This is a genomic window from Halomonas sp. R57-5 (assembly GCF_900070345.1).
Taxonomy (GTDB): domain Bacteria; phylum Pseudomonadota; class Gammaproteobacteria; order Pseudomonadales; family Halomonadaceae; genus Vreelandella; species Vreelandella ventosae_B.
The window spans coordinates 3,316,481-3,340,344 of record NZ_LN813019.1 but is presented as its reverse complement, the minus strand read 5'-3'; the positions used below and the strand labels follow the sequence as shown (position 1 = coordinate 3,340,344).

The window sequence follows — 23,864 nt, the reverse complement described above, 5'->3', positions numbered from 1 at the left end:
CAGACAGCATGTCGGCACCTAATAAAAAAGCGTTATAAGAATAAACCTCGACAGGAGACATACAATGTCACAAACAGACAGGAAACAGTTAAAGCGAAGCGTCTTTATACCGGCCTTCGTGATTATTATGCTGGCCGTCATCATTGGCTTGGTTAATAACGAACTACTGGTCAGCGTTGCCAGGCAGTTGTTCTATCTTTCGCTTTCCGACTTTGGTTGGCTTTATCAGTTGTTGGCTATCTCGACGCTGGGTGTCACGGCGTTTATCTTCTTTTCCAAGGCAGGCAATATCCGTTTGGGTGGGGCGAACGCTAAACCCACGTTTTCGTTGGCGGCGACTTTTGCCATGGCGCTAACCGGCGGGATAGCGACGGGGGTGGTGACCTACTCGGTCAATGAGCCCATCATCTATCTGGGCAATGTCTATGGCGAGATCGCCAATCAATCTTTTGAGCCCAACAGTGGCGAAGCGGCCATCTTTGCACTGGCAAGAAGCTTCCATAACTGGAGCTTTATTCCCTACGCCATGTACTCCATCGTTGGCTTGATGATTGGATATATGCACTTTAATCGCAAAGAGCGTTTCTCGATCTCTTCGACGCTGTCCCCGCTCTTAGGGAGTCGCGAGCGAAGCCCTACCGTACGAGCCGTGGTCGATATTATCTCTATTCTTGCCATTGCGCTTGGGCTGGCATCATCGTTAGGGGCGGGCCTCGCACTGATCAGTTCCGGCATTGAGGCTGAGTACGGTATCGCTTCGAGCCCCATGACGTGGCTGATTTTAACGCTGGTTATTTCGGCGATCTTTATTACCTCTGCGTTATCTGGGCTTAAGCGGGGCATCCGCTTCCTCTCATCGGTCAATGCTTACATCTTCTACGCTTTTGTCGTCATTCTGCTGATCATTGGCCCAGTGAGCTACATCCTGAGTCTGTCGGTAACCAGCTTGGGTTACTGGTTCGATAACTTCTTCCTGTGGTCATTCGATACCAAAGAGTCTGGCGGTGAAGCGCTGGTCACCTGGTGGACGATGTACGACTGGTCGATCTGGATCGCCTACGCCCCGTTGATGGGTCTGTTTTTGGCGCGGATCTCCTATGGCAGAACGCTACGTGAGTTTTTGGTAATTAACTGGATCCTGCCTTCCGTGTTCGGCATCGTTTGGTTCGCTATCTGGGGCGGGTCGGCGATCAAGTGGCAGATGGATGGCACTCTCGATCTGGTTAGCGTGGTGACCGAGAACGGCGCAGTTTCGGGACTTTGGGGCTTCCTGCAAAACCTGCCAATGTCCGCTTTGCTGATCCCGTTAGCTATTTTTACGCTGATTATTTCCTTCTCTACGGCCGCAGACTCTATGTCATCGACCATCGCTACCATCTGCACTAGAAACATGACGGCGGAGGAGGAAGCTCCCCGCAAGCAGAAGATCCTCTGGGGGCTATCAATCGCTATTATCGCCTATGTCATGGTGGCCTTTGGCGGCGGTGCTCAGGGGGTAGACGGTATTAAGTTCCTGGCGGCAGCGGGGGGCTTTATCGTGCTGTTTCTGTTTTTGCTGATTGTGGCTTCTGCGGTGAAGGTTTTCATCTTGGATGGCGCTAATAACCCCCAAGAGAGCCAGGCGCGTGTTAAACCCGCCGAGGATGTTTATGAGTGAGTTGTCTCGCTACGTGGAAATTGGCAATACGCCTCCAGCTTGGCTGGAGGTGGTCAGGGTCGCCCGCGACGGGTATCCGATGTCGCTGTCGCCCTCGGCCTGGGAGAAGGTTCGCTGCGCCCGCGAAGCCGTCGAGAAGATTGCCGCTTCGAGCGTGCCCCATTACGGTATCAATACCGGGTTAGGCGCGCTGTGCGATGTAGTGCTCAAGCAGGATGAGCTGCAACGTCTCTCGCACCACACCTTGATGAGCCATGCCTGTGGTGTTGGTAGCCCGCTGCGAACGGAGCAAGTTCGCGCCATTATGTGCAGCGCGGTGATCAACTACAGTCACGGCTACTCCGGTATCAGTCCGGCCGTGGTGGAGGGGCTGATAAGGCTGCTCAATGAGCAGATTATTCCCGTCGTACCCTCACGCGGCTCGGTGGGTTATCTCACTCATATGGCACACATTGGCTTGGCGCTAATCGGTCACGGCGATGTTGAGTTTCGTGGCCAACGGATGCCTGCCAAGCAGGCGCTGGAGGCCATCGGTATGGTGCCGGTAACGCTTGGGCCCAAGGATGGGCTGAGCCTGGTGAACGGCACCCCCGCGATGACCGGGCTGGCCTGTTTGGCGCTTGACGATGCAGCGCGCCTCTCCGCCTGGGCAGATATTATCGGTGCCATGAGCTTTGAGGCATTGGGCGGGCAGTTGAATGCGTTTATGGCCGAGGTGACGGCCCTCAAATGCCACCCAGGCGTTCAGCAAACTGGCGACAACTTGCGCCGGCTTCTTGCGGACAGTGCGCACCTGGCGCGTCATAAAGGGCAGCGGCTACAGGATGCGCTAAGCCTGCGTTCCATGCCCCAGGTACATGGTGCTTGCCGCGACCAGCTCGACCATGCGGCAAAGCAGGTAGAGAAAGAGCTTAATTCCGCCACCGATAATCCGTTAGTGATTCCCGTTGAAGATGGCTATCAGGTTGTGTCTCAGGCTAATCCTCACGGCGCCTCGGTGGCGATGGCCTGCGATCTGTTGGCCATCGCGGCCTGTGAGTGGAGTTCGATCTCCGAGCGGCGCGCTTACCGTTTAGTGACCCCCCAGGCAAATCAGCTGCCACCTTTCTTGACCACTGAAAGCGGCGTCAAGTCCGGCATGATGATCGCCCACTACTCGGCGGCTTCCCTGGTGGCGGATAACAAACGTCTGGCGCAGCCCGCAGTGACCGACAATTTTATCACCTCAGGCCTCCAGGAAGACCATCTAAGCTTTGGCGAAAGTGCTGCCCTGAAACTGGACAAGAGCCTCGACAATGCTTTCTACGTTCTTGCGATCGAATATCTACTCGCCTCTCAGGCCCTTGATTTAATTGGCAGCGATGAGTTTGCCAAGGGCACATCGTTGGCTTGGAAATCACTGCGAGAAGTGTTGCCTGCCTACCAGGAAGAGCATGCGCTGCACCTGGATATTGAGGCGGCTTACCAGCGCCTAAAGGAGACTCAAGTGATCGATAAGCTCCTGTCTATTGCCCCGAACTTACTGCCGAGTCGGCAGCCTAGCGATTAGGAGGAAGCATGAAACAGCTATGGCACCACTGCCATGCGGTGACCCTGGCGGGTGGCCGCTACGGAATTGTGCGCGATGCGGCGCTGATTATAGACGCGGGACGCATCGCCTGGATTGGCACTGAGGCGCAACTTGACCGCGATGTGGCATTCGATGAAGTGCGTGACCTGGGTGGGCGCTGGCTAACGCCGGGGTTGATCGACTGCCACACGCACCTGGTGTTTGGCGGTGACCGCAGTAATGAGTTTGAGCAGCGCCTGGAGGGCGTGAGCTATAGCGAGATAGCTAAACAGGGCGGTGGGATCGTTAGCAGCGTGCGGGCAACTCGCGAGGCCAACTTTGACGAATTACTGGCCAGCGCCGAGAAGCGCGCCAAAGTACTGCTGCGTGAAGGCGTCACCACGCTAGAGGTCAAGTCGGGGTATGGGCTTGATCTGGAGAGCGAGCGCAAAATGCTCAAGGTGGCCCGGGCGCTGGGGGAACGGCTACCTGCCGAAGTGCTCACGACGTGCCTTGCGGCTCACGCGCTGCCGCCCGAATACCGCGAACGTAGCGATGAGTATATTGATCTAGTCTGCGAGGAAATTCTGCCGACGCTGGCGAAGGAAGGTCTTGTCGACGCCGTCGATGGCTTCTGTGAAGGTATCGCCTTCTCTGTGGAACAGATGCGGCGCGTATTTGAAACTGCAAAGCAATTGGGCCTGCCGCTCAAGCTACATGCTGAGCAGTTGTCGCGTCTTGGCGGTTGCCAACTGGCTGCGGAGTTTGGCGCGCTTTCTGCGGACCACGTCGAATACGCCGATAAAGCGGATGCCCGTGCGATGGCACAAAGCAGTACTGCCGCCGTGTTGCTGCCGGGGGCTTTTCTGACCCTGCGTGAAACCCAGCTACCGCCGGTTGCAGACTTTCGTGAGCAGGGCGTCACCATGGCGCTGGCCAGCGACCTTAACCCCGGGACGTCACCCGTACTGTCGTTACGACTGATGATGAATCTGGGCTGCACGCTGTTTCGCCTTACCCCTGAAGAAGCGCTGGCAGGCGTGACCATCAATGCCGCTAAAGCGCTGGGTATTGATGCCACTCACGGTTCGCTAGAAGTAGGTAAATGGGCAGACGCGGTCGTCTGGGAGATTACCGGGCCAGCGGAGCTTAGCTACTGGCTGGGCGGGCAATTGCCGGTCACGGTATTCAAAGCAGGTAAGGAGCTAGAGGCATGATCGAAAGTTACCAACTCACCCAGGGCGATACGCCGCTATTGGTTTCAATGCCTCACGCAGGCACCGCGCTAACGCCGGAGGTAGAGGCGGGGCTTAATAAAGCTGCGCTCAGCCTTGCCGACACCGACTGGCATATACCCAAGCTTTACGACTTCGCCGCCGAGCTTGGGGCGAGCCGACTTGAGGCGCGCTATTCGCGCTACGTTATCGACCTTAATCGGCCTGAGAATGACGCGCCGCTCTACGCGGGTGCGACGACTGGATTATTTCCCGACATCGACTTCGACGGTGACCCACTGTTTCGAGACGGACAAGTACCGAGCAAGGAAGAGCGCGAGTGGGCAAAGGAGCATGTTTGGCGCCCTTACCACAATGCCCTGGCGAGGGAGCTTGCGCGGCTAAAGACGCGCTTCGGCTATGCGCTGCTGTTCGACGCCCACTCTATCCGCTCTCGCATCCCGCGGCTCTTCGACGACCAACTGCCGGATATCAACCTGGGTACCTTTGAGGAGCAGAGCTGTGACCCTGAGCTTAGCAAGTCGTTACAAGCCGTCTGTGCTGCTCAGTCGCGTTTTACGCATGTGATCAATGGCCGCTTTAAAGGCGGGCATATTACGCGCGGCTATGGCGATCCCGCCAACCATATTCACGCGGCGCAGCTCGAACTCTCCCAGCGCACCTATATGAACGAACCCGATGATGACCAGCCTATCTTCGCCTATCGCGAAGATCGCGCCGCCGAGGTACGACCGGTGCTGCGTGAAGTGCTTGAGGCGATGCAGCGATGGGGGGAGGCTCGCTACGCAAAGGGTTAATGTGTTTGTTAGCTCAATACCCGGTCATTTCCAGGTAGCCCTCGCCCAGCGGCTCGCCGCTGGCGCGGTCGTTGACCACTACTTCGCCTTCCCAGTAGGGCACGCTGGTGGTCATCCAGCGGTTGGCGTGAGGGGCTTCAATGTTGATATCGATTTCCACTGACGGTATTTCCAACCGCCATTGGGTGGGTACCTCGCGCCCGCCGACTGCCGAGCTTGCCAGCGGTGTGAGTGTGATGTCGTTGTTGGCTAAGGGGGTGGCTCGGCCTTCAGGCGTTATCAAGGTGCCAGAGCGGTAGTCGGCATTTTGGGCGGAGCCGCCACGCAGCTGAAAGGCCATTAGCTTGTGGCCGTCATCAAAGTGAATCGAGAACCAGTCCCAGCCAGATTGGCGGGCATCCAGTAGTTGGCTGCTCCATTCCCGGTCTAACCAACCGCGCCCGCTGACCGTTTTGGTTTCTCCATTGAGCGTGACGTCGCCCTCTATCTGCCAGAAGGGTTGGCTGTAGTACATCGAGCCCTGGCCATTGGCGGCTTTCTGGCTAAACCCCTTGTCGCCATGCAGCACCAGCGGCCCCTCGGCGGTAAGTTCCAGCGTATAACCAAACCGCGACGCGCCTTCGCCGCTGTAGGCGGTGAGCGTTAGGCTATTGAAATCGCTGCTATCGGCCTGCTCGTTTGCTTTAAGCTGCCAATCATCCAGCCAAGCGTGGAAGGGTGAAGCGATAACCCCCGCCTGGCTGTCCTGGGGAGTGCTCAATGGGGCCTGTGAGTGGCTGCGCCCAAAGCGCTCAGCAACGTAGTGCTGCTCGCCTTGTGAGATTGCCATATGGGCCATCCAGAGTTGATCCGCTGCCCAGGGCGTGGGTTCGGGTCGCTCGTTGGGTGGCATCAGCGCCTGACGAAATAGTGTCCACTGCAGGCCGAGTGGCTCGCCGGATTCATCTTCCAAATTGGCGGTTAAATACCACCATTCGATACGGTAATCCGGGTGTGCTGAGTGATCCGTTGGGAATGTCAGTAATTGGTTTGGCACGGCGTGTTGGAAGCCGTCGGCGTCCTGGCCCAACCCGGCAAACCCCGCACTGCTGGCTGAGGTTACGTCTTCATCGCCGCAGCCTTGAAGCATCAAAGCAACGATGGCTATCAGTAGAAGTGGCAGGTTTAGCCGTCGGCGTATGCTCATTGATTGGCCTCTTCCGCCAGCAATGCACGCGGTGATGCGCGCCAGAAACGCAGCGCGGGCAGGGCAGCAGCCAGCAGCGCCACGACGACTGCCGTGGCGAGTGTCACGGACATTTCCCAAGGGAATAGGTAGAGCGGCAGACGCCAGCCGAAGGCGGCCACATTGATAATCGCCACTAAGCCCCAGGTAATCGCAATGCCCAGTGGTACGGCCAGCAGGCCGGTGACGAATGCCGCGCCACCCAGCTGCGCTAAGTTTAGCCATGCTAGCTGTGACCGGGGGACGCCCAGCGCCCAGAGTGGGGCTAACTGCTGGCGCCGGCTGCGTGCCTGGGCCAGCAGGCTAGCGAATAGTGCCAGGGCAGCGACGGCTAGGGTTAGTGCATTAAGCGCGCGGGTAATGGTAAAGGTGCGCTCAAAAATCTCGGTGGCAATGCGCTTGATTTCGGCTTGATCGGTAAGTGCATCGCTGCCTAAATCGAAACGCACGGTAAGGGCTGCTCGTAGAGCACCCACATCGGCATCGTCATGTAGCACCAAGCCTATCGAGCTAGGCGGTGCATTAAACCGTGCGGCGAGCTGGGGCGACGCCATTAACACTTGGCCGCTGGGGTTGCCGTAATCGGGATAGACAGCGGCTATGATCAGGTTTTCGCTTACCCCTGGCGCGCTCAATGCTAGCCGATCACCGGGGGCAAGGTTTTCAGCCGTGGCTAACTGTTCGTTAACAAAAACCGCTCCGTGGTCGAAAGCTGCCCAGGCTGCGGCGCGACCTGATTGTGTCTCCAGCAGCGGCCAGTGAGGTGTCAGCGATACGCCAGGGGTAATACCATAAAGCTCGATAGGCGTGCCTAAAGAGCGGTTGCTTTCGGGTGTGCTAACTGTTTGAAGGGTTGCGTCGCTGCGCCGAGTGAGCAGGCGCTCAAAGACCTCCGGGCGATCCGCCAGCCAGGCATCAATGTCTGCATATTGCTCGGCGGGTGCATTTAAATAGAGKGGGGCGACTAAGCGCTGATCAAGCCAGTCTAAAAAGGTCAAACGAAAGCCGCCTACCATACTGCCGACACCCAGATTGGTTGCCAGCGCGATGAGCAAGGCCATCATGGCCAGCGAAAGCTTGGGTAGCTGAAGCTGCATATCCGCGACTGCCCAGTGAATAAGCGGCCGCCGCCGGGCAAGGTGCGCCAGCACTTTCAATACCAACGCTAACAAGGGTGGCAACCACAGGGCGCTGGCCAGCAGTAGGGCTGCGATTAGTCCAAAACCTGCCACTAAGCCATCGCCAGGGGGCTGTAAACGTAACCAGGCGTATAGCGCTAACGCAATACTCAAGGCGAGTGCACCGCCCATGCTCATTAGCGTTAATTGCCGACGGTAACCACTACGCCAGGCCTGCATCTGGCCTAACTCCAGCATGTTTAAACGGGCGGCACGCCATAGCACGCCACTGCCCGCCAGCACTAGCCCGCCAAGGCTAACTGCCAGCCCGCCGACCCAGTAATGCCAGGGTAGATTGAGTTCTTGACCCACGCCTGCACCATAAAGTGAGCCCAGGGTGGCCGCCACATCGGGTAGCAGCAGGCGTGCCAGCCAGACGCCGCTGGCAATACCGGCAAGCGCGCCGATCAGGCCGAGCAGGAGTAACTCTAAACTGAGTGTCACGACTAAACTGCGCCCTGATACACCCAGCACCCTGAGGGTGCGCAGCATACCCAAACGTTGCTCTAAGGCTAGACCCAGCGCTGCTTGAACGATAAATAGCCCCACCACCCAGGCCAGTAGCCCCAAGGCGGTAAGGTTTAGGTGAAAGCTTTCAGTCAGTTGGCCCGGGGTGGCTAAGTTGCTGGCACGGGTGAGGGTCAATCCTGCGGGCGCTTTCGCAAGTGCCCCCGGTGCGCTAACGATTCGGGTAATCTCGTCGCCGCTTTCCAGTAACTGTGCCGCTGCGGCAATATCCATGATCAGAGTGTCCGGCGGCAACGCTGGCGCTAAAACGAGCGGAGGTAGCGTTTTGCCATCTGCCAACGTTGGGCTAGCACCCGGTGCATTGTCGCGCTCTATCCCCAGGGCTGCCAAGGCATCAGGCGCTAGGCGTGTTTGCCACGGCGGCGTTAGAAAGTCGCTTAACGACGCGGAGGTGTTTGCTTGAGCCAGCGCGTTATCGCTGGAAAGGGTAAGCGGGTCAATGCCGATCAGCGTTAGTCGGGTGCCATCTTGGGTAACGACTTCACCCTCTAGCATAGGCGAAACAGGCAGGCCTGTTTGGCGCAGAGCGTGATACTCGGCGCGGGTGAGTGGGGCGCCATCGCGGCGCTCAAACTGGTCCAGTTGGGTGGCAAACAGTGCATCGGCGCGGGCGTAGCTGTCTCTTGCTGTGGCGTTGATCGCTTGAATACCGCTCCATAAAGCGCTGGCAACCCAAAGACCAAGTAGCAGCATGGCCAGTTGCCCAGGGTGACGCCGGTAGTGGCTAAGGAGCGTGGCCAGAACGGTGGGCATTGCTCTAAACATGTGCGCTATTGATCAGTTGGCCATGGCGTAAATGCAGACAGCGATCAAGTGGCGCGGCGACCTGCTGGCTGTGAGTCACGACTAACAGCGCACATTGCGTTTCGCGAACCAGGCTCAATAGCAGTTCAAGCACTTCGCCAGCGGTGTTTTCATCCAAATTGCCTGTGGGTTCATCGGCCAGTAGCAGAGGCGGGCGCGGGGCCAAAGCGCGGCCAATGGCCAGGCGCTGCTGTTGACCACCGGAGAGCTGTTCCGGGTAACGTTTTTCCATGCTCGTCAGCCCTAGCCGCTCGAGTAAGTGCGCTGTCCAGCCGGCATTGTCGCGACCAGCGAGGCGCGCCTGAAGGCGCAGGTTATCGATGACGGTCAAGCTAGGCACTAGATGGAACTGCTGAAAGACCAGACCCAGGTTTTCTCGGCGCAGCTTGGCACGGGAGGGTTCAGATAGAGAGGCGATGTTGTTTCCTGCCAGGGTGATGTTTCCCTGGTCAGGCAGATCTAATCCGGCGGCTAGGTGTAATAGAGTGGATTTGCCGCTGCCGGATACACCCATTAGCGCCATACTTTGCCCTGACGCTAGGCGAAAGGAGACATCTTCAAGTACCTTCAGCGGGCCTTGTGGCGTCGCGTAGGTTTTGTGTATCTGGTGAAGTTCCAGCATGGCTGCTCTTGTCGTCAACTGAAGGGCTAAACAATAAGCATACGCTAGTCGATGCTAGGAGGTGCGCCTGGAGCACCACGCTCGCCATACACCGCTATTCCCCCCCGGCCTGTGCGTTTAATGAAGTACATACTTTTATCAGCGGCATCTATAAGCTCGCCTGCATCGCCAAATCCGCCATCATCCAAGCAGGCAATGCCAATCGAGACGGATACATGGATGGGTTGCTGGTCATCGTGAGCCATGGGTGTTTTTTCTAAACGCTGGGCAATTCGTTTGGCGAATAGCTGGGCTGCCTGGGCATCTTCATCGGGCAAAATGACCAGAAACTCTTCGCCGCCCCAGCGCCCTGCAAGGTCACCTTCGCGAATAAGTGCCTGTAGCGTTTTACCAAATTTTTGCAGCACATGGTCACCCATTTGGTGGCCGTATTGATCGTTTAGCTTCTTGAAGTGGTCAAGATCAATAAACACCACCGACATGATGCGAGCCTGTTCCTTGCAAAGTATAAAGCGCTGATGCGTCTGCTCTTCAAGCCAGGATCGGTTGGCAAGCCCGGTAAGCATATCTGTTCGTGAGCGCTCTTCTAACTCATCTTGGCGCTGACGCAGGGAGCCGAGTTCTGCTTGCTGGGTATCAAGGCGCGCCTTGAGCTGTAGCGTTTGCTGAAACAGCAGTTGCTGGGCCTCGGCAAGCAGCGACTCGTTATCCTGTAAAGGGGGCGCCGTCATTTGCAGCATATCTGCCAGCGCAGGCAACTGTTCTTGAATATTCTCGAGTAAATGCCGTAACGAGATCGAGTGGGCCCCCTGATAGGTTTCAAACTCTCGCACCACGGCGACTAGCGACTGCGCAGGGTGAGACGAGAGCCAGGCATCGGCGATGGGGCCAGAGAGCTGAATGCACAGCCTGTCCAGGGCTGTAATATCAGGTTCGCCGTGACTATCGCAGATACGCTGAGCAAGCGGTGTCGGAACGCCCCACTTGGCGGCAAGCCAAGCGCCCACTTGAGAGTGATCGCAGCCAAAAAGCCGCTGTTCAGACTCGGATAACTGTCGATGAGATAAGGCCACCTCGGTATATATCTCATTACTCTCTTTAGGGTATGTCGCCCTTAGGGCCATGATGCCAATGTCTTGTAGTAAGGCGGCGGTGAACACGGGCCCTGCTATATCGGGGCAGAGCTGTATGGCCAGGTGTCGTGCTGCTAACGAGGCGATGATAGAACGCATCCATACCCGTTGGTAATGGGCATCAATCCCCCTGTTTTGCAGCAGACTAAAGCTCATTACCGCTGCCAGCGTGGTGTCTAGCCCCAGGCGAGCCGTCGCTTCCTGACACCCGTGTACCTTCGTATGGCTACGCGAAAAAAAGGCGCTGTTGGCAAGGGTAATGATACGCATAGTCAAAGCTGGGTCACGCTCAATGGCATTCGCGTAGTCGTTAACCGAAGGACGCTCTGTACGTGCCATTTTCAAGACATTAACAGCAACAGTGGGCAGGGTAGGTAAGTTTGGGCACTTGAGTAGATCCGCTACCAAAAATGACGGAAGTTCCTTCGTTAAGACCAGGTCTTTCGAATTATCCCTTGCCTGGATGGCCTGCATTACTCTCTCCTAACTGGTATTGGCTCGCAGCAGCCCTCGGCCGTCCATGGCAATTGCCGTACTGGGCAGTGGTCATCGTATTCAGTCGTTTGTATCAAAGCATGTTAAGCGATTAGGTTGCGAAATACTTAATTTTAGCTGGCGATTTTTTTGCAGAGCAATGCTCAAAAAATAACCCAAAACGGGTTGTTATGTAAGATATTTCTTACAAGGTATGTATGAATTTGGCTAGTGGGCGTTAATCGTGAATGCGACTAAAGAGTGACGCATTCGGGCTTTTTTTATCTTAAGTCAACTACCATACTAGTCATATCAGTTCTCGCAGCTAACCTACACGCACTTCTCTATCAGGATCAGGTGCCATGCCCACAACATTACAAACGCTTTGGCAGGAAACCCACGATGGAGAATCGGTTCGCCAACGGCTATTTCACGTGCTGAGGCAGTCGATTATCCAAATGGTGCTGGCGCCGGGTCAGGTGTTATCTGAAAAGGAGATAGCCGATACCTTTTCGGTTAGCCGTCAGCCGGTGAGGGAGGCTTTCATAAGGCTCTCTGAGGCTGGGCTGGTGGAGGTTAAACCTCAGCGTGGCACCTATGTGGTCAAAATATCCCAGCGGGCGGTGCTTGAGGCACGCTTTGTACGTGAAGCCGTTGAAGTAGCCGTAGTGAAATTGGCGGCAGAGAAGGGGATTGAGCCAGCGATGCTGACGGAGCTGCATGATTTGCTAGCGCGGCAGCGTCGCTGTATTGAGCCTAATGATAATGACCGATTTTATCGTCTTGACGAAGCTTTCCACCGGACGCTTTCGCTGGGGGTAAAGCAGCATGCAGCCTGGAAAGTCATTGAAGAAGTCCGCGCTCAGCTTGACCGGGTGCGCTACCTCAGTGTGCCCCATAGCACCCCGCTCGAACGGCTTGTGGVCCAGCATGCCAGCATCGTGGCGGCCATTGAGGCGCGAGACGTTCAGCAAGCTGAAGAGACGATGATGCTTCATCTGCGTGAAATTTTGGTCTCTATGCCTGATCTGGTGCGCCGTTTCCCCGCCATGTTCGAAGAACAAGAAAATCAACAGCTAAAGCAGGAGTCGATGCGATGAAAATTGAGCACGCCTATACCATTGTGACCTCGCCGGGGCGCAATTTTGTGACGCTAAAGATTGTGACCGATCAGGGCGAGTACGGCATTGGTGATGCAACGCTCAATGGCCGTGAAATGGCCGTAGTGGCTTATTTGGAAGAGCATGTAATCCCGACCTTGATCGGCCGAGACCCTCAGCGTATTGAAGATATCTGGCACTACCTTTACCGCGGCGCTTACTGGCGGCGTGGGCCTGTCACCATGAGTGCGATTGCCGCCGTTGATATGGCGCTTTGGGATATTAAAGCAAAGCTCGCGGGCATGCCGCTGTACCAGTTGTTAGGTGGTAAAAGCCGAGACCGCGTCATGGTTTACGGCCATGCAACGGGGCGTGATATTGACGCCTGCCTGGAAGAGGTCGCCCGTCATGTGGATGAGGGCTACAAAGCGGTACGTGTGCAGGCCGGTGTGCCCGGCATTGCGAGCATTTATGGTGTTGCCAAAAAAGATGGCGAGCCCTATGAGCCAGCCGATTCTGATTTACCCGCCGAGCACGTTTGGAGTACCAGCAAATATTTAAATCATGTGCCCAAGCTGTTTGCCGCCGTGCGTGAGCGCTTCGGTGAAGACCTGCATGTTCTACACGATGTTCACCACCGCCTGACGCCCATCGAGGCCGCCCGCTTAGGCAAAGAGGTTGAGCCCTACCATCTATTTTGGCTTGAAGACTGCGTACCGGCTGAAAATCAGGAGGCGTTTGGGCTTATCCGCCAGCACACCACCACACCGCTGGCCGTCGGCGAAGTTTTCAACAGTCTGTTTGATGCCAAAGCGCTGATTGAAAATCAGTGGATCGACTATATCCGCGCCACGCTAACCCATGCGGGTGGTATTACCCATGTGCGCCGAATCGCCGATTTAGCAGGCCTTTATCACGTGCGTACCGGCTTCCACGGGCCGACGGACCTTTCTCCGGTGTGTCTGGGTGCGGCGATTCACTTTGACACTTGGGTGCCCAACTTCGGTATCCAGGAGTATATGCCCCATTCCCGTGCCACTGACGAGGTCTTCCCCCACGACTATCGCTTTGAAGATGGGCATTTCATTGTCGGCGAAAAGCCGGGGCATGGTGTTGATATCGATGAACGGCTAGCCAAGCAGTACCCCTATAAGCGCGCAAGCTTGCCGGTTAACCGGTTGGAAGATGGCACGCTCTGGCATTGGTGAATTAGGGGCATTGGTAACTTAACGCACGGGTAAAGGAGATTTACATCAATGAAAGCATTCCAGGTGAAGGCGCCTCACGACTATCAGGTAGCGGACGTTGAAACGCCCAAGGCTGCCACTGGTGAAACACTGGTGCGTGTGGCATTTGCCGGCATTTGCGGCTCGGACATGCATATTATCCATGGCGATAACGCTTTTGTACGCTTTCCGCGTATCACCGGTCACGAGTTTGCCGGGGTAGTCGAAGCAGTGGGGGAAGGCGTGCTCGGCGTTTCCGTCGGGGATCGCGTATGCGTTGACCCCGTGATTAGCTGCGGCGAGTGCTACCCGTGCCGGATTGGCCGTCCCAACGTGTGCAGTACGCTTGAGGTGATCGGCGTGCATCGCAATGGCGGTTTTGAAGAGTTAGTCGCCGTGCCCGCTGAAAATCTGCACCAGCTACCTGATCACATTGGGCTAGATGCTGCGGCCTTGGTTGAGCCCTACACCATCGCCGCTAACGTGCTTGATCGTATGCAGCCGCATCCCGGCGACCGACTGATGATTTTGGGCGCTGGCGTTATTGGCCTGACGATTCTGCAGATGGCTCTGGCCAAGGGTATCGAAGAGGTCATCGTCACGGACGTTATTAATGAGCGATTAGCGGCGGCAAAACAGCTGGGGGCAACGCAGGTCTTTAACAGCCGCGAGCAGGATGTGGAAAAAGAGGTGCTTGCCTTAACCCAGGGTGAAGGTGTGCCGCTGATTGCCGATGCGGCCTGCGTGCCCGCGCTGCTACCGCAAATGCTGCGCTTAGCATCGCCGGCAGGGCGCATTGGTCTGCTGGGCTTTAGCGTTCAGCCCAGCGAGCTAGTGCAGTTAGAGGTGATTAAGAAAGAGCTGACCCTGGTCGGCTCGCGACTTAACAACCGTAAGTTTCCGGAGGTGCTTAAGCTAATGGCAAGTGGGCAATTGGATCCGTTGGCGTTAGTCAGCCATCGGTTGCCGCTAAGCGACATGCCCAGCGCTATTGACATGCTTGAACACCGCCCAGAAGAGGCCCGCAAGGTGCTGATTCAAATCGGTGCTTGAGGGGCTACACCCACCCACGCCAACCCACGTGCAATTAGAAGCTGCAATTAACAACTAACAACACCCGCGTGCAGGAGAAAGACAATGATTAAACAACTGATCACCAGCGCTGTTCTTGGGGCCGCCATGCTAGGCAGCCACTCATTAATGGCGGCAGATTACACGCTGCGTTTTGGCCATTTAGCCAACGAGCAGAATATTTGGCACCAGGCCGCCGAGAAATTTAAACAGGAGGTCGAAGCGAACTCCGAGGGGCAGATTGAGGTGCGTCTCTACCCCAGTGAGCAACTGGGTAACGAGATGGACGTGATCAACAGTATCCAGCTAGGTACGGCGGATATGACGATCACCGGTGAAAGCTTACAGAATTGGGCGCCTAAAGCCGCGATGATGGCGGTTCCTTACGCCTTTCGAGATTCCGAACATCTTCATGCGGCGGTGAATGGTGATATTGGTGCTGAAATTGAAGCGCAAATCACTGAGCGTACTAACCTGGTGCCCTTGGCGTGGTTTGAGCGTGGGCCCCGTGAGCTGACCTCCAATCGTCCTATCCGAACGCCTGATGAGCTGGATGGGTTACGTCTACGCGTGCCGAACGTGCCGCTGTTCGTTGATACCTGGCAGGCAATGGGGGCACGTCCAACCCCAATGGCGTTTAGCGAAGTGTTCACCGCGCTACAGCAAAATACCCTGGAAGGTCAGGAGAACCCGCTTAGTCTGATCGAAAGCGCCAGCTTCAATGAGGTCCAGGACTACGTCAACATGACCGGCCATGTGCGCAGCTGGATCTATGTAGTGATTGGCCGTAACCAGCTGGAAAGCATGCCGGATGAGCTTCAGCAGGTGGTTCGTGATGCCGCCCAAACAATGCAAACGTATCAGGCCGAGCTTTTTGTTGATGACCAGGCACGTCTTGAGCAAGCGCTTCAGGAGCGTGGCATGGAGTTCGTGGAAGTCGACGTTGATGCGTTCGCAGAGAAAGCTCGCCCCGCCGTGCTTGAGGCCTTAACCGAAGAGCAGCGCGAACTCTTCGACGCTATCCAGGATTTGTAAGGTCGTATTTGCAGTGAATTGGTAATGGCGATGGGCTGGCATCTTGCTGGCCCATCTTCGAACTGCACATGCAGCTTGCCTATAAGGATACGGTTATGAACTCGGATCACAAAGCGCTTGAACAGGAAGCGTTGGATAGCCTGGATTCAATGTCGGCGGTGCCTAAGCTAAAGGGCCCCATCGGACGCGTGATTGGCTGGGTGGATAGGTGCTTTCTGACCTTGGCTGTTGTGGCACTTGTAGCGATTGCCGCCACGGTACTGCTGCAAATTTGTTCGCGGCTTTTTTTGCCGTTTTCGATAGCTTGGACCGAAGAACTTTCGCGCTATCTGTTTATTTATATGGTGGCGCTATCCGCTGGCGTGGTACTGCGCCAGAACCGCAACATTAGCGTCGAGCTTTTTCATCACCTGCTAGGGCCGCGTATGCAGGCGGCTTTTCAAGTGTTGATCTGTGCGCTGATTGGCCTGTTTGCCTTTCTGGTGCTGCCTTACGCTTGGCAGTATGCGCAAAACGGCGCCTGGCAGACCTCGCCCACGCTGCATGTTCCCATGCTGTATATCTTTTTCTCAACGGTAGTCACCTTTGCGCTACTCCTGGTTTACAGCTTACTAGGGTGTCTTGAGGGAATTATCGCAATGTGTCGCTCCTCTGCCTCCCTTCAGGAGTCGTAAGCATGGAAGTTATTATCCTCTTTAGCGTTTTCTTGGTTTTGCTGTTGGTGGGCATGCCCATTGCGTTTGCGTTGGGGTTAGCGTCGCTCTCTTATCTTCTGCTTGAAGGCATTTCATTAACCATTGTGCCGCAGCGTATGTATGCGGGTATCGATACCTTCGTGCTGCTGTGTATCCCCGGTTTCGTGCTGGCTGGCAATTTAATGAATGTGGGCAATATTACGGATCATATTGTGCGCTTTTCCAACGCTCTGTTAGGCCATATTCGCGGCGGTCTTGGCTTGGCCAACGTGGCCGGATCGATGATTTTTGGCGGTATCTCCGGTACGGCCGTAGCCGATTCCGCCAGCATCGGCTCGGTGATGATTCCCGGTATGGCGCGCTCGGGTTATGACAAGCCGTTTGCTGCTGCGGTTACCGCCGCCTCGTCAACCGTTGGGCCGATTATACCGCCCAGCGTACCGATGATTATTGCCGGTTCACTTAGCGGTATTTCGGTCGGGCGGATGTTCCTAGCCGGTGCAGTTCCGGGGCTTTTAATGGGCCTCGCCATGATGATCACGGTGTACATTCTGGCCGTTCGGCGTGGCTATCCAAAAGAGCAGCGGGTACCTTTTTTGCAACTGCTGCGCGAAGCCAAAACAGCCTTCTGGGCACTACTGATGACCGTGATTATTCTGTACGGCATTATTGGCGGGTTCTTTACCCCCACCGAAGCGTCCATTGTGGCTTGCCTGTATGCCTTGGTCGTGGGGATGTTTGTGTATAAAGGGTTGTCGTGGAAAAAGCTCCCGGCGATTTTGTCGGATACTGTATTAACCTCTTCGGCACTCCTGCTGATGGTAGGGTTGGCTAACTTGTTTGGCTGGATACTCACCAGTGAGCAGATCCCGCAGATGATCGCTGCGCTTATTCTCTCCATCAGCGATAACCCGCTCATTGTTTTACTTATTCTCAACCTGATTCTGCTATTTGTCGGCGCTTTTATGGAGACCATCGCCGCGCTGATTATTCTTTTCCCGGCCTTAGTGGGGGTAGCCACTGGCGTGGGTGTCGATCCGGTTCACTTTGCGGTGATCGCGGTGTTGAACCTGATGATTGGTTTAACCACACCGCCGGTAGGGGTATGCCTGTTTGTGGTGGCCGGCATTGGCAAAATTCCGATGTTGACCGTTGCCAGAGCCATCGTGCCCTTTTTGCTCTGCAACTTAGCGGTGCTGCTGTTGGTGACCTATGTCCCCGCGATTTCGCTTTGGTTGCCTAACTTGCTGATGGGAGAGTAGTGACTATGGACCAGCAACGTCTTGACGCCATGCCTAAAAGCGGCCAGATCGGGTTTGTCCATTTAGGCTTAGGCGCTTTTCACCGCGCCCATCAGGCTGTCTATTTAGAGCGCTATCGTCAGCGCAGCGGCGATACTGCCTGGGGTATATGCAGCGCTAACCTACGCGCTAGCATTGGTTTAGTCGATGGATTGAGCGCGGCTGGGCATCGTTATCATGTAGCAGAGTACGCTGATAGCGATAACATCACGCTGCGTGAAGTAGGCGTGATTGAAGAGACGCTGTTCTCGGGCCGTGATGGCGCGGGTAACTGGAGCCGCGACAGGGRGGCTTTGCTGGTGCGAATGGCTTCTGCGGATACCCGTATCGTTACTTTAACGGTGACCGAAAAGGGCTACTTTCTAAACCCCGCCAACGGTGAACTAAGAGTCGATGACCCGATGATCATCGGTGATATAGCTTCGCCCCAACAGCCGCGTACTGCCCCTGGGCTATTGGTGGAAGCGTTAGCTAGGCGGCGCGAGACAGGCATAGCCCCCTTTACCGTGCTCTCTTGCGACAACATGCCGGATAACGGTAAGCGAACACGTCAAGCGGTGATGCAACTGGCCGAACATCGAGACGCAGAATTGGCCAGCTGGATCGCCAATAAGGTGGCATTTCCCTGCAGCATGGTGGATCGCATTGTGCCCGCGATGACCGACGCGGACTTCGGGCGTTTAGCGGCACTGGACGTTACTGATCCCAATGCGGTGGTATGTGAGGCTTTCTCTCAGTGGGTAGTGGAGGATCACTTTCCTATGGGGCGCCCAAGCTGGGAAGCCGAGGGCGTTGAAATGGTCGCCGATGTGGCGCCGTTTGAAACCATGAAGCTACGCATGCTGAATGGCAGCCACTCTTTACTCGCTTACCTGGGCGCATTGGCGGGCATTGAAACCGTGTTTGACGGCGTCAATCACGCCGAACTTCGCGCGCTACTGCGTCGTTATATGCTTGAAGAGGCGGCGCCTACCCTTGAGTTGCCCGCAGGAATCGATTTAGACGCCTATGCCGACTCGCTGCTGGCACGCTTTGCTAATGACAGCCTGCGCCATCGCCTGCAGCAAATCGCCATGGATGGCAGCCAAAAGCTCCCGCAGCGCTGGCTCTCCGGCGCACTAAAACGCAGCGCCGCTGGTCAATCATCGCCTTGCGTGGCGTTGGGGATGGCGGCCTGGATTCGCTATACCGCAGGCGAAGATCTGCTTGGGAATCGTTACACCGTCGACGACCCGTTGGCCGCGCGGTTTGCCTCGCTGCACCAAGCACAGGGTTCCGATAGCGCTGCACTAGTGGCTGCCTTTTTGGCTATGGACGATGTGGTGCCGAGGGAACTGGCAGCGAATAAGGGATTTGTCCAGGCGGTGGTGGTCGCCTATCAGACGTTGACCCATGATGGGCTGCGCGGGGCGCTCGCGGCGCTTGATCACAACTAATATAAGGAGATCCCAATGGAGCATACTTGGCGCTGGTTCGGCCCTAATGATGCGATTAGCCTAGAAGAGATCCGCCAGACAGGCGCTACCGGTATCGTGACGGCACTGCATGAGGTGCCCAATGATCAGGTTTGGTCGGTCGAGGCGATTCGTGAGCGCCAGCAAATGATCCAAGCGGCTGGTCTGACATGGTCGGTGGTGGAGAGTGTGCCGGTACATGAGTCGATTAAAAAAGGCTTGCCCGAACGTGACGGGTTAATTGCCACCTACTGCCAGACCCTGCGCAATTTAGCTGCCTGTGGCGTCGATACTGTTTGCTACAATTTCATGCCTGTCCTTGATTGGACGCGCACCGATCTGACCTATGAGCTATCCGATGGCGCTTTGGCGCTGCGCTTTGAGCAGGTGGCGTTTGCAGCTTTTGACTTGTATCTGCTTCAACGCCCTGGTGCTGAGAACGAGTACAGTACCGAGGAAAAAAGTCAGGCAGCTCGCTATTTAGACGGGTTGGATAAAGCCCGTCGTGACAAGCTGGTCAATACGCTGATCGCTGGGCTACCGGGCGCCGAAGAGCACTACACCCTTGAGCAGTTTCGCACTGTATTGGAAGGGTACGCTGATATTGACGCCGCCAGGCTGCGGGAAAACCTTGGCTACTTTCTGCAGGCGGTGATTCCGGTGGCAGAAGAGGTGGGTGTCCGAATGGCTATCCACCCGGATGACCCACCGCGGCCACTGCTGGGCCTGCCCCGGGTTGTGTCGACGCGGCAGGATGCCCAATGGATTGTCGATCACGTGCCCAGCCCGGCCAATGGCTTGACGTTTTGCACAGGCTCTTACGGTGTTCGTGACGATAATGATTTGGTGGCGATGGCCCGCCACTTTGCCGCGCATATACACTTTATTCATCTACGCGCCACGCAGCGTGAAGCGGATACGCTCTCTTTCCACGAGGCGCCGCACTTGGCCGGCGATGTGGATATGGKGGGGGTGATACATGCCTTGGTGGAGGAAGAGCGGCGACGCGAACGAGAGGGCGGGGCGCGCTTACCACTGCGCCCGGATCATGGTCACCAACTGCTTGATGATCAACGACGCAATACGGCTCCCGGCTACCCGCTTTATGGCCGTATGCGCGGCCTTGCCGAACTGCGCGGTGTGGAGTTGGCAGTGCGGCAGTTAACCTAATTACCTATCAAGACACTACCTTCATATAGAAACCCCCGCTGATTGATTCAATCAGCGGGGGTTTTGTGTACGAATGGCTAACCGTTAGCGCGAAGTAGACGGCGCTTCTGCACCGGTCAGTGTCGGCTCGGGCACTTGCTCCATACGTTTWCGTTCTTGGTCAAGAATCGCCAGGGCCTGGGCAGAAGTGACGCGGGAAGCGGGTGTTGCCAGGCTGACGACCACACCGGCTACCAGCGCTACTAGCACCGCGGGGATGCTGGGGTTACCCCAGAAGGCTGTCCAATCGCTATTGGCGATAATCGTCAAGGAAGTCACCGACGCGCAAATAAGCGTCGCAATAGCGCCCTGCCAATTATAACGTGGCCAGAAGCGGCCCAGCATGGCGCTGACAAACAGCCCTGAAAGAATCGTCGAGATCATGCGGGTGATGTAGGTGATCACATTGTCCGAGGCGAGTGCGAACAGCAGCGCCAAGCCTATGGTAGCCACCAGCGCAATACGCGAGAAGCGCACCACGTTACGCGCGGATGGCGTGCGGCCCGTGGCCAGCACATAGAGATCTCGAATCAGGGTGGAAACACCGGCGATGGCATCGGAGCTGGCGCTGGACATGGTGGCGGAGAGGCCCGCTACCAATAGCAGCAATCCTAACCCCAGCGGCATAATTTCAGTCGCCAAAAAAGGGAAGGCGTAGTTGCTATTGTCGAGCCCAGGATTAAGCGCGTGGGTGGCCATACCGATAATCGCGGGGATAATCGAGAAGCCCAGGTATAGCACGCCGGTGATTAAGAACGAACGGCGTACCGACTTGACTGATTCGCCAGAGTATATACGTTGGCGGAAAGAGGGCGTTGCCAGCACACCAATAGCGATAACAGCCGCCAACGATAGTGCCGGGAGCGCGCCTATTTGACCAATACCTAAAAAGCTAGTGGCGCCCGCATCCATACCCTCCGTAAGACCTGGGAGGCCGCCCACCTCTATCAGCGCCAATATTGCCATTAAAATAAAGCCCGCGAAGAGCACAACGGCTTGAATAGTATCGGTCCAGATAACCGCAAAATAACCGCCGACGACGCAGTAGATGCCGAAGCCCAGTGCCACCAAAATACGCGCCGTGGTCAGGTCGATGCCCGCCATCCAAGAGAGGTAGAGACCGCCACCCAGAATGTGCGCACCCAGCCAGCCGATGCAGGCGATATAGATAAGTAGCGCGACAACGTTGCGCACCAGCCGGTTAGCGCCGACGTAATAGGCCAGTTCTTCGCTCATGGTCATAAAACGAAACTGACGTACTGGGGCAAAACAGACCGCGAGCAGTAAAATACCCACTGCGCCGCCAAGCCCGTATAAAGCACCGGCCCAGCCGTTGGCGTAACCAAAGCCGACGGCGCCCATACTGGAGCCGGTGCCGACCATGGTCGCGACGGTGGTGCCCACGGTTAAAAAGAGCGGCACGCTTCGCCCGCCAAGTAGAAAGTCGTCACCGCTACCGCGCTTATGCCTGGACMCCCACCAGCCAAACGCGATCATGGCGACAATGTAGAGCACGAAGGTAATAAGGAATAGTTGACTGTTCATGTTAACCTCTTGTCGTTGTGTATCCGGCCGTTGCCGCGGCCGAAGGTAGGCAATGGAAGCGATTACCGCGGGGCTTTATTATCCTAATCACGCGGTAATCTGGCGCTGCGCCCTTGCCGGGGCGCGGCGCTTTTTTTAGAGCCGGTGTTTAAACGCGATCCGCTCTGAAACACTTCACGTCAACTTCTACTTTGCAATCCACCACTAGGTCTTGAACGCTACAGATACGTGCCGGTGGGTTGTCGCCAAAGACCTCCTTAAACACCTTGTTGAACGAGGTGAAATAGCGCGCATCGGTGAGCACGGTGGTGACATGTACGACGTCTTCAACGCCATACCCGGCTTCCTGCATAATGGCCAGGCAGTTGTCGAAGGCGAGGCGGGTCTGCTCCACAATGCCGCCTTCCACCACTTCGCCATCGGTCATCGGCGTTTGGCCAGAGACGTATAGCCAGCCACCTGCTTCTACGGCGCGCGCAAAGGGCAGCTTCTGACCGCCGGTGCCTACGCCGCCTTCGGTGCCGTATCGAGTAATACTCATGGGGTTTGCTCCTGGTTGGGTTGTGAGGGAGTGAGGGTTTGAGAAATACGCGCTGTTCTGCGCAGCATTCGGCCAGCGCGTTGGTCGGTAATCGCGCCTTGGTAGTAGGCGAGCTGGCCGTTCACCACGACCATATCGATGCCCTTTGCGGCGGCGATAGGAGTCTCGTAATTCGCGGTATCTTCCAGCACCGCGAGATCAAACAGGGTGAGATCTGCGTAAGCACCGATGCGGATCACGCCGCGATCGGTTAAGCCAAAATTGGCCGCCGAGAGGCTGGTCATTTTGCGCACCGCTTCTGCCAGTGGCATTAAATTTAAATCGCGACTGTAGTGGGCCAGTACACGCGGGAATGCACCCCAAAGGCGCGGATGTGGATGCGGATCGTTCGGCAGGCCATCAGATCCCACCATGGAGAGCGGGTGCGCTAACACCTGCTGCATATCCGCTTCGCTCATGTTGTGGTAAACCGCGCCCGCAGGCTGTAGCTGCTTGGCAGCTTCTAGCAGCGATAAACCCCACTCAGCGGCGATCTCTTTGAGTGGGCGGCGTGCTTGCTCTGGGTGGGGCTGAGACCAGGTAATGGTGATCTCAATCTCGTGCGTGACCTGGCCCAAATCGAGGGTGGAAGAGCCCGCGGTGTAGGGGTAGCAGTCGCAGTGGGCATGCTGATGCTGTGCGGCCGCTTCCAACTTGCTCAGCGCCTTACCCGCTCCTCCCCAGTTGCCTGCCCCAGCGCATTTCAGGTGCGAGATGACTAGCGGCACCTTGCCCTCCCGCGCAGTGGTAAAGGCTTCATCCATGGCACCCAGTAAACCCGCAAATTCATCGCGAAGATGAGTGGTATAGACACCGCCTGACTCCCCAACAGCCGCCACCAGTGGCCCCATTTCGCTGGTGGGCGCCTGAATCGCATTGCGATAGGCAAGCCCCGAGCTAAGCCCTAACGAGCCCTCACTCAGCGCTTGGCGTAGCAGAGCCTCCATCGCGGATATTTCTTGCTGTGTGGCGGGGCGGGCAAAGCTGTCCATTACCTGGCTGCGTAGGCTGGTATGCCCCACCAAGGCGGCGACGTTAATACTTGGCGTAGCGGCGTCTACGGCGTTGGCATAGTCAGCGAAGCTGGGATAACGAAAGTTTTCTAGATTGCCCAATAGATTCATTGGGTCGGGCACTTCGTCAGCAAGCGTTACAGGGCTTGCGCTAATACCACAGTTACCTACTACCACTGTGGTTACCCCTTGGGTCAACTTCGGCAGCATCTCGGGGGTACGAATGACGTTGGTATCGTCGTGGGTGTGGACATCGATAAAGCCAGGGGCCAGATAGCGCTCTTGGGCGTCAATGATAGTGGTGGCAGTGGCGTCGGGCATATCGCCGATGGCGCAGATACGTTCGCCCTGAATAGCTACATCGGCACGAAAATGGGCAGCGCCTGAGCCATCCAGCACGTTGGCATTACGAATCAGTAAGTCGTAAACCATC

Annotated in this window: 19 protein-coding genes; 12 read left to right on the top strand and 7 right to left on the bottom strand. The window is 56.4% G+C overall.

All coding sequences use genetic code 11. The features are described 5' to 3' along the window. The first annotated feature begins 64 nt into the window (after positions 1-64). From HALO_RS15395 to hutG, 4 genes are read left to right on the top strand one after another with little or no spacing between them, the layout of a single operon-like run. The gene (locus tag HALO_RS15395; protein WP_035578098.1) at positions 65-1,657 is read left to right on the top strand and encodes a BCCT family transporter; all 1,593 of its coding nucleotides are present in this window, start codon (positions 65-67) and stop codon (positions 1,655-1,657) included. Beyond that, entirely contained in the window at positions 1,650-3,206 is a 1,557-nt protein-coding gene (locus HALO_RS15390; RefSeq protein ID WP_035578100.1) for an HAL/PAL/TAL family ammonia-lyase, read from the top strand. Before HALO_RS15395 ends, HALO_RS15390 begins: the two co-directional genes overlap by 8 nt. A gap of 8 nt (positions 3,207-3,214) precedes the next feature. After that, positions 3,215-4,423, top strand: coding sequence for an imidazolonepropionase (gene hutI, locus HALO_RS15385; protein ID WP_035578102.1), 1,209 nt, complete (start codon positions 3,215-3,217; stop codon positions 4,421-4,423). Then, positions 4,420-5,238 carry an N-formylglutamate deformylase gene (gene hutG / locus HALO_RS15380; RefSeq protein ID WP_035578103.1) on the top strand — a complete coding sequence of 273 codons (819 nt, stop codon included), beginning with the start codon at positions 4,420-4,422 and terminating at the stop codon, positions 5,236-5,238. Before hutI ends, hutG begins: the two co-directional genes overlap by 4 nt. Before the next feature lie 13 nt (positions 5,239-5,251). Here the strand turns inward: hutG and HALO_RS15375 are convergent, their stop codons facing one another. Genes HALO_RS15375 through HALO_RS15360 form a run of 4 tightly spaced genes read right to left on the bottom strand, consistent with a single transcriptional unit; the run spans position 5,252 to position 11,202 of the window. Next, positions 5,252-6,424 (bottom strand): lipocalin-like domain-containing protein, encoded by a 1,173-nt coding sequence (locus HALO_RS15375; protein ID WP_035578105.1) that lies wholly within the window; start codon positions 6,422-6,424, stop codon positions 5,252-5,254. Then, positions 6,421-8,922, bottom strand: coding sequence for an ABC transporter permease (locus HALO_RS15370; RefSeq protein ID WP_035578107.1), 2,502 nt, complete (start codon positions 8,920-8,922; stop codon positions 6,421-6,423). The genes HALO_RS15375 and HALO_RS15370 overlap by 4 nt, the downstream gene beginning before the upstream one ends. A gap of 4 nt (positions 8,923-8,926) precedes the next feature. Further along, positions 8,927-9,595 carry an ABC transporter ATP-binding protein gene (locus tag HALO_RS15365; protein WP_035578109.1) on the bottom strand — a complete coding sequence of 223 codons (669 nt, stop codon included), beginning with the start codon at positions 9,593-9,595 and terminating at the stop codon, positions 8,927-8,929. A 44-nt stretch (positions 9,596-9,639) separates the two neighbouring features. Then, positions 9,640-11,202: a sensor domain-containing diguanylate cyclase gene (locus HALO_RS15360; protein ID WP_035578111.1), complete on the bottom strand. Its 1,563-nt coding sequence runs from the start codon at positions 11,200-11,202 to the stop codon at positions 9,640-9,642. A gap of 362 nt (positions 11,203-11,564) precedes the next feature. Here HALO_RS15360 and HALO_RS15355 point away from each other — a divergent pair, with 362 nt between their 5' ends. The 8 genes from HALO_RS15355 (at position 11,565) to uxuA (ending at position 20,254) form a co-directional block, all read left to right on the top strand. After that, the gene (locus HALO_RS15355; RefSeq protein ID WP_050713608.1) at positions 11,565-12,302 is read left to right on the top strand and encodes a GntR family transcriptional regulator; all 738 of its coding nucleotides are present in this window, start codon (positions 11,565-11,567) and stop codon (positions 12,300-12,302) included. Further along, entirely contained in the window at positions 12,299-13,510 is a 1,212-nt protein-coding gene (gene manD, locus HALO_RS15350; RefSeq protein ID WP_035578116.1) for a D-mannonate dehydratase ManD, read from the top strand. The genes HALO_RS15355 and manD overlap by 4 nt, the downstream gene beginning before the upstream one ends. A gap of 48 nt (positions 13,511-13,558) precedes the next feature. After that, positions 13,559-14,581 carry a Zn-dependent oxidoreductase gene (locus HALO_RS15345; RefSeq protein WP_035578119.1) on the top strand — a complete coding sequence of 341 codons (1,023 nt, stop codon included), beginning with the start codon at positions 13,559-13,561 and terminating at the stop codon, positions 14,579-14,581. Between the two features lie 84 nt (positions 14,582-14,665). After that, positions 14,666-15,634 carry a TRAP transporter substrate-binding protein gene (locus HALO_RS15340; RefSeq protein WP_035578122.1) on the top strand — a complete coding sequence of 323 codons (969 nt, stop codon included), beginning with the start codon at positions 14,666-14,668 and terminating at the stop codon, positions 15,632-15,634. A 95-nt stretch (positions 15,635-15,729) separates the two neighbouring features. Then, positions 15,730-16,308 (top strand): TRAP transporter small permease, encoded by a 579-nt coding sequence (locus HALO_RS15335; protein WP_035578123.1) that lies wholly within the window; start codon positions 15,730-15,732, stop codon positions 16,306-16,308. A gap of 2 nt (positions 16,309-16,310) precedes the next feature. Continuing rightward, entirely contained in the window at positions 16,311-17,591 is a 1,281-nt protein-coding gene (locus HALO_RS15330) for a TRAP transporter large permease (protein ID WP_035578126.1), read from the top strand. 5 nt (positions 17,592-17,596) lie between these two features. After that, a complete protein-coding gene (locus HALO_RS15325; RefSeq protein WP_050713607.1) occupies positions 17,597-19,066 on the top strand; it encodes a mannitol dehydrogenase family protein in 1,470 nt (489 codons plus the stop codon). 15 nt (positions 19,067-19,081) lie between these two features. Then, a complete protein-coding gene (uxuA, locus tag HALO_RS15320) occupies positions 19,082-20,254 on the top strand; it encodes a mannonate dehydratase (protein WP_050713606.1) in 1,173 nt (390 codons plus the stop codon). A gap of 84 nt (positions 20,255-20,338) precedes the next feature. Here the strand turns inward: uxuA and HALO_RS15315 are convergent, their stop codons facing one another. The 3 genes from HALO_RS15315 to HALO_RS15305 form a co-directional block, all read right to left on the bottom strand. After that, entirely contained in the window at positions 20,339-21,838 is a 1,500-nt protein-coding gene (locus HALO_RS15315) for a sodium:solute symporter family protein (RefSeq protein ID WP_050713605.1), read from the bottom strand. Between the two features lie 148 nt (positions 21,839-21,986). Then, a complete protein-coding gene (locus tag HALO_RS15310; protein WP_035578133.1) occupies positions 21,987-22,379 on the bottom strand; it encodes a RidA family protein in 393 nt (130 codons plus the stop codon). Next, positions 22,376-23,863, bottom strand: coding sequence for an N-acyl-D-amino-acid deacylase family protein (locus HALO_RS15305; RefSeq protein WP_035578135.1), 1,488 nt, complete (start codon positions 23,861-23,863; stop codon positions 22,376-22,378). The genes HALO_RS15310 and HALO_RS15305 overlap by 4 nt, the downstream gene beginning before the upstream one ends. Position 23,864 lies beyond the last annotated feature (1 nt).